The following is a 19,017-nucleotide window of genomic DNA, read 5'->3' on the forward strand; positions in this document are numbered from 1 at the left end:
CACAAAATTTATTTTTATAAAAAAATTATATAAACTCTTTTATATAGATAGCGCGGCCATCATATTTAAAGTATGATACAAGCCAATGGATTGAAGCATTTCTTCTCTCAAGATTTCTTACTATCATGAAGGTTTTGAAAAAGACTGCCAGTAAAGTGATGTTTGCCACCTGACCGTAATATATCTGAAAGGTGTTTTATATTTTCCGATGCGAATGTAGGAATCGATATGTTGTTTAAACTCTCCATATAATCTGGTAGTAACGTCCGCAGGGCAATGTCCATTCGAATTTCACCTGCACGTATCAATGTTTGAATTTCACTATCATGGAAACCATCCAAATCTGTACGAAGTCCCGCTAATAATTTTTCTATATTTTCTTGATCTGAAGGAGGCGAATAAAATTGGTAGTCTGGTATGGAAACATGGTCAGTATAAAAAGGGTTGCTATTCGGATCTAATAAAGTTTGAATAGGTTTGCTAAGAATGAGCTGTAATCCTGGATAAGTATCTGGATCTAGATTACGCAGCATTTTCCTTCTCAATATTACAATTTGACTATTAGATGTATCTAAAATGCGTTTGTTTAATTCAAAATGTGTGGGTTTTTCATCTTCTTTCCACTCTTTTTCAGCCGCAGAGGCATCAAAGACGAAGTATATCTCATCGGAATTTTTGGGAATAAATTTCATAGGTTCTTTTCTATGTTTTGCAAGAGGAGGATATCTCTGTTTATTATTATCGGGTACTTCCCGATCCGATAATATCAATGGTTCAGTTCCAATATTATCGAAAACTCCTCCGTCTGAAAACCAAAGGGTGTCATATTTTTCTAATGAACTCCCTTGCATTCGATTTTCTGGGTCGCTAAAGATTCTATCTGCTACTGATAAAGAAAAAGGGGAAAATAATAATGGAAAAGCTGCTGAAGTAGCTACAGCATAAGAAACAGAAATGTCATCTATATTATTTGTTTGTCCTATATATGTTCCGTACATATGATCATTTGAAAAATAAAACATCCGCATCGTATCTAAACAAGTTGTATTACAATACCAGGTGATCGGAAGATTTTGTAATTCCTCCATTCGGACCCCTTCACAAAGGTATTCATCAAGTAATGTTGGAAGTGCATGACTACATTTCTCCCGAAGAGATTTAAAAGATAAGACTTGTTTTGTAAAAGAATTTGTAATCAATTTTGTGCGAAGATCAATTTGTCCTAATTTAACTAAGGGAGTAATAACACGATCTTCAAAATCAATCACATTTCGAAATTCGCCACCTTTATGTAAGGCAAGCATAATAGCTGCAGCGGTGATACTACCTCCAGAAACAGAGCTGATACTGGATACATGTTTGTCTAACTTACATTCAACAAGCCGTTTATATCCCCCTAGTGCATAAAATGAAGCCCGAAATCCACCACCAGAAAATGCTAATTTCAGTTTTTTATTCAAAACGAATTCCCTTCTTTCATTACTCAAATCTGTATATTTGAAATAATCTCCAACTGTCGGAACAAGTATGCAGTGCATGTACTTATAAATTAATGATATCATCGTAAATCTTTATTATTAAATAATAAGAACTCCGCATAAAGAGATCTATTAAAGCTGAAAATATATCCAGCCTCTAAAACTACGCAATGTGGTATTTATCCGTTGTCGAAGTGTTCGACGGAGATAGAAACAGGCTACAACATATAGACTGTGTGGAGGACGGGGGAATTACTATATTTAACACAGTTAAGTGCTTCGAGGAGGTACAAAAAAGAAAAAGCAATATACAATAATTGGAGATTTTTTATGAAACCCTCATTTTTTCATATGGTATAATTTTCATAGTTTATCAAGTTGTGAAGAAGTCCAAAAATTTTCAAAGAAACTCTGAAAGACTGGACAGAAAAATATAGAGAGGATTCAAGCGATGGGACAATTTCAAAGTAATTTTCAAACGGCAGAACAAATCGCGACGCAAATGGGGACCGCTGCTGATACGATTCATAGTGCCGCAAATAGATCTATAACTAAATCAGAACGTACGACGTTATCCGTTAACTCCAAAGCACAAGAAGCTAACCAACAAGCTTTTGATTTAACTAAACAATTTTATAGCGCCTTTCAACAAGCGGTTAACAATATTCATTCTGTAGCCAAAGAGTTTGAGCGTATGGATAACGAACTTCAAAAAAACTTTTCATAATTATCCTTTAATAAAAAAACCTTTAACTAATATGAAAACCTACGTGAACGTAAAAATGTAGGAGGGAAAAGATGAGTCAAGATATCGAAAAACAAATCAATCAACTGAATGAAAAATTAAGAAGTCTATCTGAAGAACAATCTCAAAATCAACACGCTATTCAAAAACAAGAACAAACGGAAGCAGATTTTTATGAATGGAAAGGTCAAAGCTATCGTCTATTTGACCGTATATTAGAAACTTGGCATAACGATAGAGAACTAGGACAATTCTTTCATAATCTGCGTCAAGATGCACAACAAATGGAGCGAAAGCTTACCCACGAATTGGAAGACCAAAAGGAAATGTTGCTAAAGGAGAAACAAAACCTAAGTAATCTAGAAAATGACCTTTACCACCAACGCCAAAAATTAGCACAGGAGGTGAAGTCATGAGTTTAAATATGTATCTAGGGGAAGTGCGAACCCAATCACAAAGTATGAATGCCTTTTGTGTTGCTACCATTCAAGGCATGGAACAAGCCATCAATTTGATTGACGCTTTTATAGGCGATGCAGTTCTGCAAGGGCAAACTTACGACAGTGCAAAAACATTCTTTGCACAAACCTTCCGTCCTTTAGCCCAAGGAATCATTTACTTGTGTGAGGAATTAATTCGTCAGAATGATGCCTTTCCGAACGATTTTCAATCACAAGTAGCTTCAACAGATGTCATTGAACAAGAAATACTAGGCCAAATTCGAGAGATCGAGCGAACAAAAACAGGCATTGAAGTAATTAGTCAGACCCTTCCAGGCATGCAAGTTATGGTGCAAATTTTTGATGCGATGAAACGAAAGCTTCAAGAAAAGTTAGAACATCTGCATGAATTCAATTATACTTCTAGTAGTAATTATGATACTGCACTCCAACTAGCTGCCAGCATTGCTCAAGGTCTTGCGGAAGTTCAAAGTGGGAAAGGTTTTAATGCCACAGCAGGAACATTTAGCATACAAGAATTGAATATGGGATGGACGGCGTCTATTCAAAAAATTGCAGAGGATAAGGCTCGTGAAGCTGATAATTTAGCTTTCATGTCATCTTCTGCGAAATTTGTGAAACCCTTTGAAGGAGGATACAAAACTTTTGTAGGTTCAGCAGAATGGAAAACAGATGGGCGTCTTGGAGGAAAAGCAGAAGGAAATTTAATCGAAGGAAAATACGCTATTTCAAAAGGCAATGAATTTTCATTTAAAGCTGGTCATGGGGAAGTTGATTTAAACGCCCCTTATAACTTTAATACAATAAAAGAAGATTTTTTTACAGGAAACATCATTGGAGGTAAGGTAGGGATTACAGGCTTAGAAAACTCCATTTCAACTAATATTATATATAATACAGAGATGCAGGTAACACAGAAATTCTTAGATGGTTCTTTAGCTTACGGAATCGAGGATTACACATTTAAAGATGATGCAGAGTTAACGATTCAGAAATACGAATTAGCTTTAAAGAAGATTGACATCCCTGATTTTATTCCTTTTATTGGTGAATATGATATTGAAATACGAGGCGAATTTGGAATAGGGACATTCGGTTACAAATTACACGCAGGTCGAGAAACTGGTCTGTATGTTGGCGGTGGAAAAGTTGGTGGTGGGATATTTGCTAAATTTACTAAACCGGGGGAAGAATAAACATGTTTAAACAAGCAAGAATTATTAAGATTGTTGGGTTTTCAGTTTTACTTATATTTAGCCTTTTTGCTCCTTATGGATGGGGGAAAAAGTTAGCTCTTATTGCTTTTGTGCTTATACTAGCCTCCTTATCTTTTGGTACTACAAACTTACTAGAATGTATAACTAGCAAATTTAAAAAGAATGGAGATAACTAGTTTGCTGAAGCAAGGAAGAATTTTAATTATTCTAGGTGTATTACCACCAATTGTTATAATACTACTTTCTACAAGTACTATTTCAAATAAATTATTAGCAATCCTAATTATCCTTTGCATAGGAGCATTCACTTTTTGTGCCTCAATGCTAGTGGAACGGTTTTATAAAAAGAGAAAGGAGAATAAATAAATGAAACTATTACCTATCGGCTCAGTTGTAAAATTAGAAGCTGTAGAACCAATTATAATGATTATCGGAAGAATGGTTGTTTCAGCAGATAAACGTGATTTTGACTATGTCGGTGTTCCTTATCCTGTTGGTTACTTAGGTGATGAAAAAGTATTGTGCTTTAATTGTGATAAAATTGTAGAGGAATTACATAGAGGTTATATGACTGAAAGTGAATTAGTTTTACGTGAAAAATTGTTAGAGATGTAAATAAAGTTTTGTTTATAATATATCCTTTTAGTAAAAAACGCATTGAACACCTTGGATGAATTCTAAGGTGTTTTTGCATTATGTTATATAGGTATTTTTGCACAAACTTTCCGTCCTCTAGAGCAAGGGATTATTTACTTGTGTGAAGAATTAATTCGTTAGAAGATGGATCAGGCGTCGGAAAAGAGTATTCATACGATGGAAGGTGCAGAAAGTGCATACATCGGAGTAACTTCAAATGGAATGAAAATTAGGATGTTTCTTACTCCAGATAGAAAAACCATATAGGCATTCCAAATTTATAGAAGGTAGGAGAAAGTAAAATGAAATATAATTATGAATTTATTATTGGCCCATATGATACATTACTAATGAAATTACCCTCGGAAATATCTATAGTTGCAGATTTTTTAGCTTCTGATATCCAAGGCGGGAGCGCTGAGCCCTGGATTACAGAAATTGATCAAGTTTTAAATGGTAAAGAAAAATCCTCAAACTTTGGTGGAAACGCCTGTGAATTAGAAATAAATCCAGATTTTACAAAAATTTCAAATCGTTATGTTGAAGATGAAAAATATTCATGCACAATTGAAACTTCTGAGTTAAGAGAATTAATTTTAATATGGGAAGCAGAAAATTTAAAGTATGACAAATAAACCAATTCTTATGGATTCATACTATACATAGAGTTCATTAGCCGTTATATAATATGTTTTAACCTTGCTATTATGAACTTTATACTTTGGCTATCCATCAATAGTTATTTAGTTCTGGAAAAATAAAGTGATGACAGTAGGACAAAGTACTGAAATACATTAAAGGATTGGCAAATACAGTCTTACACTCAGTTGAAAAGCCTGACTACTATATTCAATAGATATCAAGCTATATTTTTATAGGGAGGTGCATTAAAATAAACAATGTTACATGGATTGGAACAAGTAAAAAAACAATTACAGATGAACATATTCAACAAGTAGAACAATATTTTGGTGTAAAACTTCCTCATGATTTTATTGAATGTGTGAAGCAAAATGATGGAGGGCATCCACAACCTAATACGTTTGATATAGAAGGACAAGATGATGACGTAATAAATAACCTTCTAACTTTCGATTTAGAAAGTGAATACTATATTCTCCAAAGATATGAGAATATAAAAGATCGATTAGTAGATAAAGTATACCCGTTTGCTCGTGATCCATTTGGGAATTTTTTATGTTTTGATTATCGAAACAATCCCCAATCACCAACGGTTATATTTTGGGATCATGAGGAAGAGATGGAAGAAGCGATTTATCCAGTTTGTTCGTCTTTTACAGAATTACTCGATAGCTTATATGAGTTTGAAGATGAGGACGATTAATTAATAGTACAAAATATTTTTTAGAAAGGCATGGATATTGCTATCTGTGCTTTTTTATTTTACTCTAATGAAAAAACTGAATATTCACGGAAAGGTCAAAGCTATCGTTTATTTGACCGTATATTAGAAACTTGGCATAACGATAGAGAACTAGGACAATTCTTTCATAATCTGCGTCAAGATGCACAACAAATCGGGAGAAAGCTTACTCACGAACTGGAAGACCAAAAAGAAACGTTGCTAAAGGAGAAACAAAACCTCAGTAATCTAGAAAATGACCTTCACTATCAACGCCAAAAATTAGCACTGGAGGTGAAGTCATGAGTTTAAACATGTATCTAGGAGAAGTGCGAGCTCAAACACAAAGTATGAATGCTTTGTGCGTAGCAACCATTCAAGGTATGGAACAAGCCATCAATTCGATTGATGCTTTTGTATTCGATGCTGTTTTGCAAGGGCAAACTTACGACAGTGCAAAAACATTCTTTGCACAAACCTTTCGTCCTTTAGCCCAAGGAATTATCTACTTGTGTGAAGAATTAATTCGCCAAAATGATAAAATTATAACCGCTTATCCAATATATTGAAGAATATGAGGTGCAAAAATATGAAATATAAATATCATATAACAAAAAATAAAGGCCTAGATTCTTTAAAAATAGAATTACCAAAAGAACTAGAAATTGTAGCAACATTTTTAGAAAATGATATACAAGGCATTCCAATTAATTGGTGGTTACAACAAATTGATGAAGTATTAAACAACTTAAAAGAATATAATGAATTTAAAGGTACATTATGCTCAGTTCAAGTAAAAAAGGATGAGACCATAATTGCCGATTTATATTCTATCCATGATCCTAATATATGTAAAATTGAAACAATCGAATTAAGAAAATTAACTGAAGCTTGGGGAAAAGCACAAAGATTTTATAAAGATAACAACTAAAAGAAAATCAGTTTCTATGAAGTGATCTACATAAAGTTAGACAGATTAACCTTGTCACTACCCCTGGTACTACGAAATTATAACAAAATAACCCGCCGACGGCGGGTTGTAATAAATGGAGGCCTAATTCACATTTATTCATAAAGTTATATTATGTATTTTTATAATTAATGTGTCTATTGAAGATAATTTGGTTCACTACTACATAAATTCCTATATTTCATACTTATCCTTACTCACATTTAACATCGCTCAGAATAATATGTACCTAGAGGGTGTGACAATATTGGAAAAAAACATTGAAATTACAAAAAATATACAAGTCATACGGTCTATCCAACGCGATCTCAATATTGTGACAGTCGCACTATTGTTAACTGGACAAATCACCATTATAGGAGTTTTTGTGACACCAGGAGGGTTTCGCGTTTCATTAGGAGGACCATTAACAGGGGAAAATCGAATCGAAGGTAAATTTGAAAAACAAACTACGAATGTGATTATTGATGTAATAGACGTTATCCTCGCCGTTTTATTACTCAATGATGAGATTGGTGTTACGGGTAGCTTTATTGCACCTGGCAGATTTACCATCAATGTTAGTGGACCCATTTTTGGTGTTCCTAAACTTGAACCTACTCTTCCTTACTTGAAAAGAGATTATACTTTCTTTCAAAAGGTTGTGTCCAAACATTTTGATGTTAATCCTAATTTATTAAAAACACTTACAAAGGAATGATGACATGGCTTTAACCGATATTCCTTCTATTAATCCATCTAAAAGTGGAGTCTTTCTTCTAGCTCTTCCTTTAATTATTTTTATCTTCTTTTTTACTCAACCTAAAGAAGAGATAATACAATAACCCCCAATAGTCCATATTGGGGTACTGCCCCATGGCTATCAACCTAACAATAGAAACTACCCCAGAACGAAAATTTTTTACATTTTTCTCGTTTTGGGATAAATCGTTATTTTTAGCTTAATGGGCATGGGGCGGTACCCCTAATAGTATTCGCGTTCTTCTAAATCACATTGTATGTGCACAATTAAAAGACGAAGTCTATCAAAATTATGCTCTAGTTAAAAACGATATATCCAACTTTATTGATTATAAATACTTATAAACTCAACTAAAAACAAAAAATAGCATACACATAAAAAGGGAATGCTTGTATACTGATCTATACTGCATTCCCTTATTGTAATTGTATGTCCACTATATTTTTATTCTTCCTTTTCAAAAATTAAAATCCAAACTTCTTAGTTTTCACCTCTTTCTGGATCCACTCCCATTGTAATGTAAACTCCTCATTAAATGTCCAATTTATTAGCTGTCACCCCCATAAATCATAATAACTTTTAAAATAGTGATCCCAACTCTGTTATAAAAACAACAAATTAAATTTTTACAAAAGAAAACAACTTGGATAAAAACAGGTTGTTTTCTTTTATAGGGTCGAACAAAGAAAGAGTGGAAAAGCAATACACAAACATGTAAATCACATGGAGTAAACTGACTTATAAAACTAAAAATTCTGATAATTTAATCACTAAGGGTTTTCGTTTACTCTTTCTTTGTTATTATGAGTTTAACATTAAAAATAACATAAATCAACAAAAAATCACAAAATTATTATAATTTCGACATTTTATTTATCTTGCACTAATTTCTACTTAAAAACATAGAGTTACTATATATCCCGCCAGAATTGAAAAAACCAAAATAAAAAACACATAATAATCATCCTATACTTTTTATTTTGGTTATCATTATGTTGTAAAAATAACATAATGATAGCAAGGGAATGCTTGTATGCTGATCTGTTGTTACTTTAAAATAAAGTTTGATCAAAAACACCTCACAAACCCGTATTTTACGGTAAATGAGAAGAATCCATTTTGAAAAAAAGATTGATCAAAATGGATTCTTCTTTAGCATATTTAAGTTTCGGTTTTATAAAAAAGTTTGATCATTTTTCACCTTAGATTTTCCGCAATAGTGCCCTTTAATGGAATAACTAAAATATGGGCTTATTCCTAAAATCGCTTATAGCTTGTTGAACTAACGCACCCGTTAGTTGAAGATGTAATAGTAATGGCTATCACAAAAAAATCAACACTTTATAACCGCAATAGACCGTATTAAACACACAAAGGCGATGACACTCAGTCATCGCCTTTCCGTTGTATGGATAATCGAACTTATTAACACAAGTGGTGGTTTAGCTAAGGATTATTTTACAATAATCTGAAATGATTACACTGAATCCTCAGCGTTTATTTATTATTGTTAGTGGTTTCCCAAGTAATATTAGGTTCAGAAGGCTGAGGATCATTTTTCATTAAGAAAAGCTGCAACCCAGCTAAATCATCAGTATTGATAAAATCAACACCAGCATTTAACAGTTCCTTCCATATAGCATCTCTAGCTGGGGATGCGATGTCAGGAGTCGCCCAAAAACGAACTTTTTGGCCATTAGCATGAGCGGTTGAAACGATATGATTTAGTTTCTCCCTTTCACTTTTTGGCATTTCACCTTCACCCATCCATGTAAAATATTTGGTCCAGTTATCACTAATAATTGGCATAAACTCATTGGAGTCACCTGATTCAAGGTCGCTCATTCGTCCATCATAAGCTGCATAGCGAACGGGCTGGCTCTCCATTAGTTCTTTTGGACGGTTCCCTGAAATATAGACAGTAATCGCCCCCGGTTTCACCCCTGAAGGCAAAAACTTTGTAAGCATATTTTGATATTTTGTAAGCTGTTCATGGATCACTTGATAGGTCGCGGCATCCTCCGATTTCACGTCGATCCATAAGGTAAACTCTTTATCGTATCCTGGATAAACGGCTCCATTATTGTCTTTCACTCTTTTCTTCAATGGGTCAAGATAGAGTGATTTCAATGTTCGATCTGGTCGAATATCTTCTTTATCATGGGCAACAAGGAGTTCTCCATCAACAAGCCAAACATCAGCTTCTACACTGGTAAATCCATGTTCCAGAGCATCTGTTAATGGACGAGTATGCTCGTAATCATTATGTGCGTGAGCTTTTGCAAGAGGAACCACAGTCTCTTGGTTAGATAAAGATGAATTGCCTTCCTCGGCAGCTGCAAAAACATTTGTAAAAGATAGCATGAAAACAGAAGCAATAAGGGTTAAAACAGCCAAGCATTTTTTCATAGTCTTTAGTCCTCCTAGTAATAATAGATTACCTTTTCCATCTTAGAGAAAAACCATTAAAGTTCAATGAAATTACATGATTCTTAACAAACTCTTTAATTACTTTACATGTTTTATGTAAATCGCAGAATATTTTTACAAAAAAATAAGCAAAATAAATAAAGAAGCTTATATCGGAACTAGAAAAAGTTAAAGACAGAACTGACAAACTACTAGAATTCTAGTAGTTTTATGTTGTTGAAAAAGCGTTTGTCACAAAAGGGGTTCGGAATGGTCTCATTCCGAACCCCTTTTGCGACTTCATAAGAATTTTGAGTCATATTAACGAGAATTGTACTATATGAACTTTATAATTTAGGTCATTTTTGGACTTCGCTAAGTCCAATTAAGATTTTAGGATATTATGATAGAAAAACAAATAGCCAAAGATAACAGGGAAAAGATACGAAGCATTTATTCGGTATGAAGCATGATTACAAGAAGTAGAAAAAACAAAACACCCCTCTAAAAAACAGAGGAGTGTTCCATTTAATCTCACGAAGCATCCGCACTTTCAAACTGACTATTATAAAGCGAAGCATAGAAACCATCAGCCTTCAATAACTCTTCATGATTACCTTGTTCTACAATATCCCCGTCTTTCATAACGAGGATTAAATCTGCATCACGTATTGTTGATAATCTGTGAGCGATAATGAAGCTTGTTCTGCCTTCCATAAGGTTTTCCATGGCTTTTTGAATGAGTACTTCTGTACGAGTGTCAATCGAGCTTGTTGCTTCGTCGAGTATTAATATTTTCGGATCCGCTAGAAGGGCACGAGCAATTGTTAATAGCTGCTTTTGTCCTTGGGATACGTTACTTGCTTCTTCGTTTAATTCCATATTGTATCTATTTGGTAAGGTCTTTACGAAGCTGTGAACATGAGCTGCTTTAGCTGCTTCAATCACTTCTTCGTCAGTAGCATCGAGTCTACCGTAACGTATATTTTCCATGATTGAACCGTTAAATAGCCAAGTGTCTTGAAGTACCATACCGAACATATTGCGTAAATCTTCTCGCGTAAAGTCTTTTATATCGTGACCGTCTATACATATAGCACCGCTATTTAAATCATAGAAACGCATTAACAGTTTCACGATTGTTGTTTTACCTGCTCCGGTGGGTCCTACGATGGCTACCTTTTGTCCAGGCTGAATATGAGCTGAGAAATTATTGATGATGATCTTATCTGGATTATATCCAAATTGAACATCTTTGAAAGTAACTTCTCCATTAACCTCTTGCAGCTTCACTGGATTTTCTGCTTCTGGAATTTCCTCTTCTTCTTCTAAAAATTCGAAAACTCTTTCTGCAGCTGCAGCTGTGGATTGAAGTACGTTCGCGATTTGAGCTACTTGAGCGATTGGTTGTGTAAAACTTCTAACATATTGAACGAAGGCTAAAATATCTCCAACTGCGATCGTTTTCTTGACCGCAAGCCATCCGCCTAAAATAGATACAGCTACGTAACCGATATTACCGATAAACATCATAATCGGCATCATCATTCCAGATAAAAATTGAGACTTCCATGCAGAAGTGTAAAGAGTATCATTAACCTCTTCGAATTTTTTAACTTCGTCTTCTTCGGTGTTAAAGGCTTTTACGATATTGTGACCACTATAAATTTCTTCTACTTGACCGTTAACGTGTCCTAAATACTCTTGCTGGGATTTAAAGTATTTTTGTGATCTTTTTACGACTCCCATTATGAGCATCATTGATACTGGCAATATTAAAAGTGCTACTAATGTCATTTGCCAGCTTATTGATAACATCATGATGAGTACACCAATGATTGTAACAACGGATGTGATGATTTGCGACATACTTTGATTTAAAGTCTGGCTCACAGTATCTACGTCATTCGTAACTCTAGATAATACTTCTCCATGTGTCGTTTTATCAAAGTACTTAAGCGGCATACGGTTAATCTTTTCATCAATTTCTTTTCTGAAATTATAAGATACCTTTTGTGCTACTCCAGAAATGATATAGCCTTGGATAATGCCAAACACAGCGCTCGCTATATATAATCCAAGGAGTATAACGACAATGTTTCCGATATAAGTAAAGTCAATTGTAGCACCTGGCGCTCCCGTCACCTTGCTTACTAGTCCTTCGAAAAGTTTTGTTGTCGCTTTACCTAAAATCTTTGGACCTGCGATTGCAAAGGCAGCACTACCAATTGCAAAAATAATGACGATCATGATAGAGAACTTATATGGCTTTAGGTATTGAAGTAACTTATTCATCGTTCCCTTAAAGTTTTTTGCCTTCTCAATCTTTCTCATGCCGCCGCCCATATGACCGCCGCCACCAGGACCAGGGCCACCTTGTCTTTTATTTTCTATTTTTCTATCACTCATGACGAAAGTTCCTCCCTTGAAAGTTGTGATAAAGCAATTTGCTTATAAACCTCACAGTTTTCCATAAGCTCTTCATGAGTACCAGTTCCTACTATTTTTCCTTCGTCAAGTACAATGATCTTATCTGCATTCATGATTGTACTGATTCTTTGTGCAACAAGTAGCATAGTACTTCCTGAAATCTCATTGTTCAAAGCTTTACGCAATGCTGCGTCTGTCTTGAAGTCAAGAGCTGAGAAACTATCATCAAATATAAATATTTCGGATTCCTTAGTAAGAGCACGCGCAATAGAAAGTCTTTGTTTTTGACCGCCTGAAACGTTCGTACCGCCTTGTGATATCTCTGTACGGAAGCTTTCAGGTTTCGCGTTAATAAACTCCATAGCTTGAGCGATTTCTGATGCTTTTGCTAGTTCTTCCTCAGTTGCTTCTTTTTTACCGTATTTCAGATTACTTTCGATCGTACCTGAGAATAGAACTCCTTTTTGTGGTACATAACCAATTTTCTCTCTTAATTCCTTCTGTGATACATCTCTAATATCAGTGCCATCTATTAATATTTGGCCGCTTGTTACATCGTAAAAACGTGGAATTAAGTTTATAAGTGTTGATTTACCACTACCTGTACTTCCAATAAAAGCTGTCGTTTCTCCAGGTTTTGCGGTAAAGGTGATATTGGAAAGCACATCTTCTTCCGCACCTGGATATCTAAAGCTAACATCTTTAAATTCAACGTAACCTTTCTTGTCTGAAGAGAATGTTTTTAGTTCTTCTGCATCACGAATGGTAACATCAGTATTTAAAACTTCTGCGATACGTTGTGCGGATACAGAAGCACGTGGAACCATAATGGATACCATAGAAATCATTAAGAAGGCCATGATGATTTGCATTGTATACTGCATAAATGCCATCATATCACCAACCTGCATATGCCCCATATCCACTTGGTGTGCTCCAACCCAAATAATAAGTACAGTAACGGCATTCATGATAAACATCATCATTGGCATCATAAATGACATTAAACGGCTTACAAATAAATTCGTTCTTGTTAAATCTTGATTTCCTTTTTCAAATTTCTTTTCTTCATGCTTTTGGTTATTAAAAGCACGAATAACGAGCATACCTGTTAAAGATTCACGAGTGATTAAGTTAATTTTATCAACTAACTTTTGGATACTCTTAAACTTAGGGATTGCGACGCTAAATAAACCAATTACTAAGCTTAAAATCGCGATAACTGCAACTGCGATAATCCATCCCATGGAAACGTCTGTGGTAAGTACCTTGATTACGCCGCCTATGCCTAAAATCGGTGCATAGAATACGATTCTAAGCATCATAACCATAAGTGTTTGCACTTGTTGAATATCATTTGTACTTCTTGTGATTAAAGATGCAGTAGAAAATTTATCGAACTCCGCATTCGAAAAGCTTGTAACCTTCCGAAATACTTTCTTTCTAAGATCTCTACCTAATCCAGCAGCTACTTTTGCAGCAAGTAAACTAACGATAACAGTAGCGGCCATACTAACTAAAGATAAAAGCAGCATTTTCCCACCAGAAGTAAGAATGTAATTTGATTGAAGCTTACCTGTATCTATACCGATCGTTTTATACTCATTCTCAATGAATGGAACGGCTGACTGCGTTACCATGCTGCCTGGCATATTTTTAAACTTTTCATCTGCCTTTTCTTTCATTGCATCGATTTGACTTTGAGGCAGTTTAGCAATTACTGCGAAAGGATCTGTATTTGGCGGAAGATTCGTCGGTGTTTTGTTACCATTTGGCGCAGCGGATGTACCACCTTTTTCAATTCCCTCTGTAATTAAAATTGGTTTCCCAAATATGTCGTTAAGCTCATTAATTGTATCTTTATCCTTTGTCTGTAGCTTATAAAGAGGTTCTTTATCAAGCTGCGGATAATCTTTTAAGTAATTTTGCAACTCACTTTGAGAAAGATCTTTCTTATCTAAAAGCACATAGTTGTCATCTACTTTTTTCTTCTCATCTTCATTCATAAAGAGCTTAAGTTTGTCAAACTCACTTTTACGAATGACTTGAGGTACTGCGTTTTCGACACCTTTTTGTTGAATACCTACATTGACAATGTTAGACATGTAGTCTGGTAGTGATAGGTCACATACCGCTTGTACAGTTAAAAGACATATAACTGCAATGATTGAGGCAGTAAAAGGTTTTAAATGTTTTATTATCTTTAACATTTAATTCATCTCTCCATTTTCCTTTTCTAATTTTTTTAGCTTTTACTTCGTTCCTTTGCTGCATTCTTCATATTCTTATTACTTCATTCTAGCAGCTCTTTACGTCCTTTCGGCCAGAGGATAATTATAATTCTATGACTATATTGAGCTGTAATGCAACATTTAGAGTATGGAATTCATGATAAATAAATTTGTTAAATAATTTTAAAATTTAACAAAAGTTGTAAAGTTTCTGTTACTGTTGGCGATGCTACACGAAGTAAAGAGAAGCATCCCATTTCGTCGCAAGCAAGAAGCAGCGTATGCGGGAATATGATGAAGAAATGGGAAGGCAGTTTAAAAGGGGGATTATCATTTGATGAAACTTCTTTTCCTTATGGATGACGAATGTAAAACAGTTCCTACCAAGCCTCTACTAAGCCCCTACTAAGCCCCTTGCAAGTAATAAATCATTACAAAAATAAAAAACAAAAACAAAAAAACTACTACTATAAGAATCACTTCGAAGGAAATAAAACCGTAGTAGTAATTTTTTATAAAATTAAAATGCCAAATTTCCTCACTCATCCTTATATATATGAAAGAAACTGCAATTTCATATTTGTCATCAAAGATGGGAGGGATACATATGGCAGTATACCGGAACGTACAGGTGAATTTTTGGCAGGATGATTTTGTATTGGACTTAACGCCGGAGGAGCGATACTTTTACATATACTTGCTGACATGTTCTAAAACGACGCAGTGCGGTATTTATCCGTTGCCGAAGCGTTTGGCGGAAATGGAAACAGGCTACAACAGAGAGACTGTCGAGAAGTTGCTGCAGCGGTTTATCGATTACGGAAAGATATTATATGATGCAAAAACGAAGGAGTTATATATCCTGAATTGGGTGCGTTATAACCCAGTTACGAACACGAACGTTGAGAAATGTGTATTGCGTGAGTTAAAGACTGTGAAAAGTAAAAAGTTTGTCCATATGTTCCTTCAAAAATGCTTGGAGGAAGAGCTGAGCATTCCGCTATTACTGGAGCATTTCGGCATGCCGGTTGAAGAGTCTCAGGCTGCTTCTCAAGACGACCCTGAAAGCTGTGAAACAGATGAAAAAATAGATTCTGACAGCAATGTATTCACGTTTTATGAACAAAACTTCGGCAGTTTGTCGCCGTATACCGCAGAGGAACTGAGCGGATGGATTGATGATTTATCAGAGGAGTTCGTATTGAAAGCACTCCAAATTGCTCATGAAAACAACAAGCGGACGCTTGCTTACGTAAAAGGCATTTTACGAGATTGGCATGGAAAGGGATATACGAAACTTAGTGAAGTAGAGGAAGCGGCAGTGAAGTTCCGGAAGAAGGAACCGTCTGCTATTCATGAGACTGAGCAGTTTTTGGAGGAGTGTGAAGAGTGGGAGAAAAACGTACCGTCTGAAGAAGAGCTGCAGAAGTTCTTGCAGGAAAAGGGGTGGCGTCCGTGAGCATTCAAAATGTCGAAGCTGAACAGACCGTATTAGGCTCTTTGCTGCTTGATGGAGAGCTGATTAAGGAGTGCAGGCTAACCGAGCAGCATTTCTCTATGCCTGTGCATCAAGCGATATTCAAGTTAATACGGAAAATAGAGGAAGATGGACAGCCGCTTGATCTTGTTACGCTTGTTTCTAAAATGGACCCTTCCTTTTTGGAACAGATTGGCGGAATTGAGTACTTTGTCAATATCATCGAGAGTGTTCCGAATACTGCTAATTTCTCCTATTACGAGGGGCTTGTTCGGAGCGCATGGAAAATGCATCATGCGGGAATCATGGCGCAAAGTATGAGTGAACGTCTTCTGGCGGAGAAGAATGAGAAAGTAATCGGCGAGACGATTACAGCACTTTGTGAACTGGAAGAAGTGGATTGTACACTAGATTTTGATTTGAAGGATTCTTTAGTTGGATTGTATGAAGAGTTTCATCAGGACGCAGAAGAACTCATAGGCATTGAGACCGGCTTTTCCGCTTTAAATAAGATGACGTGCGGCTTGCAGGAGGGTGACTTTGTTGTGATTGGTGCACGGCCTTCCATAGGAAAAACGGCGTTCGCTTTAAATATTGCTCTTCATGCCGCAAAATCGGGTGCGGCAGTTGGATTGTTTTCTTTGGAGATGAGCGACAAGCAACTGCTGAAACGGATGGTTTCCTGCACCGGAGAGGTATCGGGAAAAAGGCTGAAAAATCCGAAGCATCGTTTTACGATCGAAGACTGGGAGAAAACAAGCCGAGCATTTGCGGAAATTGGCGACCTGCCGCTAGAAATTTATGATAAAGCAGGCGTCACAACGCAGGAAATTTGGATGCAAGTGCGAAAGCTGAAACGAAAGTATCCAAATAAAAAACTGCTCGTTATCATTGATTATTTGCAGCTCATTACAGGTGATTCAAAACACAGGGGAAACAGGTTTCAGGAAATGAGTGAAATCTCCCGCAAGCTGAAGCTGATGGCCCGTGATTTGAATGTGTGCGTAGTAGCGCTGTCGCAGCTGTCACGTGCCGTAGAGTCGCGACAAGATAAGCGACCGCTTTTGTCTGACTTACGGGAAACAGGGCAGATTGAGCAGGATGCGGATGTGATTATGCTCATGTACCGGGAGGATTATTATGATCAGGAGACAGAGGATAAAGATGTTACAGAAATTCATGTGGCAAAGCATCGGAACGGGCCTGTTGGGGTTGTGAAGTTAATGTTTTTGAAGGAGTATGGGAGGTTTGTGGAAGGGAATAGGTGAGGAGGCAATTGTATTTGAATAAGGTATTATTTTTCTAGTCTTTACCTCATAAACATCTCTACGGTTGTATGTATTCTTATCATAAAATAGGCCGTGTATAGTTAGCTTTTGAATAAAGTTCGATTATTTCCGTAGTCTTTTCAGAATAAATTAGTTAAAAATAAAAGACTACATACTATATGCGAAAGAGTATAAAACAAGGGAATTATATAAGGGATTAATTGGGTTTGGAGGAGGACATAGCCTATAGCGGGAGGCGTATCCGCAGATGTAAAGCATCGAGGTTCTTAAAAATAAGAATAATCAACTAAACAAAGGATTATAAATTGGGGTACCACCACATTGCCATCAACTTAAGAAAACAAGTCACCCCAAAAACGATAAATAAGCTTCTTCGTTACAAGAAAGCCTAAAAATTTCGTTCTAGGGGTGCAATAAAACTTTAGCTTGATGGCTATGTGTCTCTACCTCAAATTTTTCAATGTAATTAAAATAAACTTTTCTTTTGTCACAATTATTGAATTCAAGGAGAGTGGATGCAGATGCATGCTGAAATCAAATTCATTCATCACGTCGGCCATGTAGTTTCCGATATGGAAGCTGCACTCGAGCTGTACAGAAAACTGGGATTTGTCTGTTCGCCGCCGTCCTATCCGGCGATGGCCGAGAATGAAGGAGAACCTCCGAAGCCATTCGGAGCAGCCAATTCACATGCCGAGTTTTTAGGCAGCTTCATCGAAATCGTAACGGTTGCCGAGAAAGGCGCGAGGATTCCGATCAATGCAAAACTCGTTCCGTTGCAGGCATCGCCGGATGTGCTCCAAGTAATAATCGGAAAAATCAAACGCACTGTCGATACTGTCTCCAGATGTCTGTCCCGTTATGAAGGAGCGCATATTCTTTGTTTCGGTACCGAGGATGCCGACCAGACAGCGGACCGTTTCCAACGGAGTGGAATCAGTCATGGCGGTGTTAACACCGTACAGCGACCTCTTGAGATGTCCGGGGGAATTCAACTTATTCCCGTACGTTATTTGGAAATTGACGGGGACAACGTGCACGAAGGTCGTCTGGCCGCAGCGGAAAACCCACCCTCAGCCATAATGGGGGAGCAAATACCTCCGAACCATCCGAATGGGGCGACGGATCTAGTCGAATCAATCTTATGCGTAGACGATTCCGAGCTGGATGAATTTACTAGGCGATACGGCCAATACTTGGATTGTGAGGTCCAGACGGATGGAGTGACACACATCTTCAACTTGGAAGGGGCTCGCATCACAATCGTTCCCGGATCGCGGTTGTCAGAGCTGCTACCAGGAGAGGTGGCACCCCCGGTGCCGGGATTCGCCGGGTACGCGGTAGCAGTGAGCGACATCTCCCACACCCGAAGTTATCTCGAAGAGAACGGTTTACCGATAGCGGAGACGAACTCGGGCGACCTCTTCGTACCGGCGGCCTCGGCGCTTGGTGCTGCCATCGTGTTCAGGAAAGCGTAGCCGCAAAAAGCAAACAATCCGCGTTAAATTGAAACAGGGGTAGATTAAGACTTAAAAAATACTAATTTCCTGTAAATGTTTTAAAAGGCAC

At 36.6% G+C, this 19,017-nt stretch carries 17 protein-coding genes and 1 pseudogene; 14 read left to right on the forward strand and 4 right to left on the reverse strand.

The features are described from left to right. Positions 1 to 107: 107 nt before the first annotated feature. Positions 108 to 1,460, reverse strand: coding sequence for a patatin-like phospholipase family protein (locus CN326_RS02300; protein ID WP_098305832.1), 1,353 nt, complete (start codon positions 1,458 to 1,460; stop codon positions 108 to 110). Between the two features lie 469 nt (positions 1,461 to 1,929). Here CN326_RS02300 and CN326_RS02305 point away from each other — a divergent pair, with 469 nt between their 5' ends. The 11 genes and pseudogenes from CN326_RS02305 (at position 1,930) to CN326_RS02360 (ending at position 7,570) form a co-directional block, all read left to right on the forward strand. Further along, on the forward strand, positions 1,930 to 2,205 hold the full coding sequence (locus CN326_RS02305; RefSeq protein WP_098305834.1) for a TIGR04197 family type VII secretion effector: 276 nt from the start codon (positions 1,930 to 1,932) through the stop codon (positions 2,203 to 2,205). A 71-nt stretch (positions 2,206 to 2,276) separates the two neighbouring features. Then, positions 2,277 to 2,639 (forward strand): DUF3958 family protein, encoded by a 363-nt coding sequence (locus CN326_RS02310; RefSeq protein ID WP_098305838.1) that lies wholly within the window; start codon positions 2,277 to 2,279, stop codon positions 2,637 to 2,639. After that, entirely contained in the window at positions 2,636 to 3,880 is a 1,245-nt protein-coding gene (locus CN326_RS25330; RefSeq protein WP_098305840.1) for a T7SS effector LXG polymorphic toxin, read from the forward strand. Before CN326_RS02310 ends, CN326_RS25330 begins: the two co-directional genes overlap by 4 nt. A gap of 2 nt (positions 3,881 to 3,882) precedes the next feature. After that, positions 3,883 to 4,077 carry a hypothetical protein gene (locus CN326_RS02320; protein ID WP_098305842.1) on the forward strand — a complete coding sequence of 65 codons (195 nt, stop codon included), beginning with the start codon at positions 3,883 to 3,885 and terminating at the stop codon, positions 4,075 to 4,077. A gap of 190 nt (positions 4,078 to 4,267) precedes the next feature. Then, positions 4,268 to 4,516 (forward strand): DUF4176 domain-containing protein, encoded by a 249-nt coding sequence (locus tag CN326_RS02330; protein WP_098305846.1) that lies wholly within the window; start codon positions 4,268 to 4,270, stop codon positions 4,514 to 4,516. Positions 4,517 to 4,839: 323 nt separating this feature from the next. Next, positions 4,840 to 5,172, forward strand: a complete 333-nt coding sequence (locus CN326_RS02335; protein ID WP_098305849.1) for a hypothetical protein — start codon at positions 4,840 to 4,842, stop codon at positions 5,170 to 5,172. Positions 5,173 to 5,429: 257 nt separating this feature from the next. Next, positions 5,430 to 5,882 (forward strand): SMI1/KNR4 family protein, encoded by a 453-nt coding sequence (locus CN326_RS02340; protein ID WP_098305851.1) that lies wholly within the window; start codon positions 5,430 to 5,432, stop codon positions 5,880 to 5,882. 30 nt (positions 5,883 to 5,912) lie between these two features. After that, positions 5,913 to 6,206: a DUF3958 family protein gene (locus CN326_RS02345; protein WP_098305853.1), complete on the forward strand. Its 294-nt coding sequence runs from the start codon at positions 5,913 to 5,915 to the stop codon at positions 6,204 to 6,206. Then, positions 6,203 to 6,439: pseudogene (locus tag CN326_RS02350) on the forward strand (T7SS effector LXG polymorphic toxin); the annotation flags it as partial. The gene CN326_RS02345 and the pseudogene CN326_RS02350, both read left to right, overlap by 4 nt. 50 nt (positions 6,440 to 6,489) lie before the next feature. Continuing rightward, positions 6,490 to 6,831: a hypothetical protein gene (locus CN326_RS02355; RefSeq protein WP_098305855.1), complete on the forward strand. Its 342-nt coding sequence runs from the start codon at positions 6,490 to 6,492 to the stop codon at positions 6,829 to 6,831. A gap of 277 nt (positions 6,832 to 7,108) precedes the next feature. Then, complete coding sequence (locus CN326_RS02360; RefSeq protein ID WP_255258080.1) at positions 7,109 to 7,570, forward strand: hypothetical protein; 462 nt, start codon at positions 7,109 to 7,111, stop codon at positions 7,568 to 7,570. 1,539 nt (positions 7,571 to 9,109) lie between these two features. Here CN326_RS02360 and CN326_RS02365 read toward each other — a convergent pair. The 3 genes from CN326_RS02365 to CN326_RS02375 all read right to left on the reverse strand — a co-directional run bounded on the left by CN326_RS02365 (position 9,110) and on the right by CN326_RS02375 (position 14,661). Next, positions 9,110 to 10,021 (reverse strand): phosphatidylinositol-specific phospholipase C/glycerophosphodiester phosphodiesterase family protein, encoded by a 912-nt coding sequence (locus tag CN326_RS02365; protein WP_218007836.1) that lies wholly within the window; start codon positions 10,019 to 10,021, stop codon positions 9,110 to 9,112. Positions 10,022 to 10,555: 534 nt separating this feature from the next. Continuing rightward, positions 10,556 to 12,430 (reverse strand): ABC transporter ATP-binding protein, encoded by a 1,875-nt coding sequence (locus tag CN326_RS02370; protein WP_098305859.1) that lies wholly within the window; start codon positions 12,428 to 12,430, stop codon positions 10,556 to 10,558. Next, positions 12,427 to 14,661 (reverse strand): ABC transporter ATP-binding protein, encoded by a 2,235-nt coding sequence (locus CN326_RS02375; RefSeq protein WP_098305861.1) that lies wholly within the window; start codon positions 14,659 to 14,661, stop codon positions 12,427 to 12,429. The genes CN326_RS02370 and CN326_RS02375 overlap by 4 nt, the downstream gene beginning before the upstream one ends. 628 nt (positions 14,662 to 15,289) lie before the next feature. On the opposite strand from CN326_RS02375, the gene CN326_RS02380 reads away from it, so the two are divergent. The 3 genes from CN326_RS02380 (at position 15,290) to CN326_RS02390 (ending at position 18,926) form a co-directional block, all read left to right on the forward strand. Further along, positions 15,290 to 16,141, forward strand: a complete 852-nt coding sequence (locus CN326_RS02380; RefSeq protein ID WP_098305862.1) for a DnaD domain-containing protein — start codon at positions 15,290 to 15,292, stop codon at positions 16,139 to 16,141. Continuing rightward, positions 16,138 to 17,427, forward strand: a complete 1,290-nt coding sequence (gene dnaB / locus CN326_RS02385; protein WP_098305864.1) for a replicative DNA helicase — start codon at positions 16,138 to 16,140, stop codon at positions 17,425 to 17,427. The genes CN326_RS02380 and dnaB overlap by 4 nt, the downstream gene beginning before the upstream one ends. Positions 17,428 to 17,969: 542 nt before the next feature. Then, positions 17,970 to 18,926 carry a VOC family protein gene (locus tag CN326_RS02390; protein WP_098306249.1) on the forward strand — a complete coding sequence of 319 codons (957 nt, stop codon included), beginning with the start codon at positions 17,970 to 17,972 and terminating at the stop codon, positions 18,924 to 18,926. Positions 18,927 to 19,017 lie beyond the last annotated feature (91 nt).

This window comes from Bacillus sp. AFS018417, assembly GCF_002560985.1.
Classification (GTDB): domain Bacteria; phylum Bacillota; class Bacilli; order Bacillales; family Bacillaceae_G; genus Bacillus_A; species Bacillus_A rhizoplanae.

Excerpts from the sequence above, each read along its gene's own strand:
- CN326_RS02305 (WP_098305834.1), top strand. The coding sequence starts at position 1,930 with ATGGGACAATTTCAAAGTAATTTTCAAACGGCAGAACAAATCGCGACG.
- CN326_RS02310 (WP_098305838.1), top strand. The coding sequence starts at position 2,277 with ATGAGTCAAGATATCGAAAAACAAATCAATCAACTGAATGAAAAATTA.
- CN326_RS25330 (WP_098305840.1), top strand. The coding sequence starts at position 2,636 with ATGAGTTTAAATATGTATCTAGGGGAAGTGCGAACCCAATCACAAAGT.
- CN326_RS02320 (WP_098305842.1), top strand. The coding sequence starts at position 3,883 with ATGTTTAAACAAGCAAGAATTATTAAGATTGTTGGGTTTTCAGTTTTA.
- CN326_RS02330 (WP_098305846.1), top strand. The coding sequence starts at position 4,268 with ATGAAACTATTACCTATCGGCTCAGTTGTAAAATTAGAAGCTGTAGAA.
- CN326_RS02335 (WP_098305849.1), top strand. The coding sequence starts at position 4,840 with ATGAAATATAATTATGAATTTATTATTGGCCCATATGATACATTACTA.
- CN326_RS02345 (WP_098305853.1), top strand. The coding sequence starts at position 5,913 with ATGGATATTGCTATCTGTGCTTTTTTATTTTACTCTAATGAAAAAACT.
- CN326_RS02355 (WP_098305855.1), top strand. The coding sequence starts at position 6,490 with ATGAAATATAAATATCATATAACAAAAAATAAAGGCCTAGATTCTTTA.
- CN326_RS02365 (WP_218007836.1), bottom strand. The coding sequence starts at position 10,021 with ATGAAAAAATGCTTGGCTGTTTTAACCCTTATTGCTTCTGTTTTCATG.
- CN326_RS02370 (WP_098305859.1), bottom strand. The coding sequence starts at position 12,430 with ATGAGTGATAGAAAAATAGAAAATAAAAGACAAGGTGGCCCTGGTCCT.
- CN326_RS02375 (WP_098305861.1), bottom strand. The coding sequence starts at position 14,661 with ATGTTAAAGATAATAAAACATTTAAAACCTTTTACTGCCTCAATCATT.
- CN326_RS02380 (WP_098305862.1), top strand. The coding sequence starts at position 15,290 with ATGGCAGTATACCGGAACGTACAGGTGAATTTTTGGCAGGATGATTTT.
- CN326_RS02390 (WP_098306249.1), top strand. The coding sequence starts at position 17,970 with ATGCATGCTGAAATCAAATTCATTCATCACGTCGGCCATGTAGTTTCC.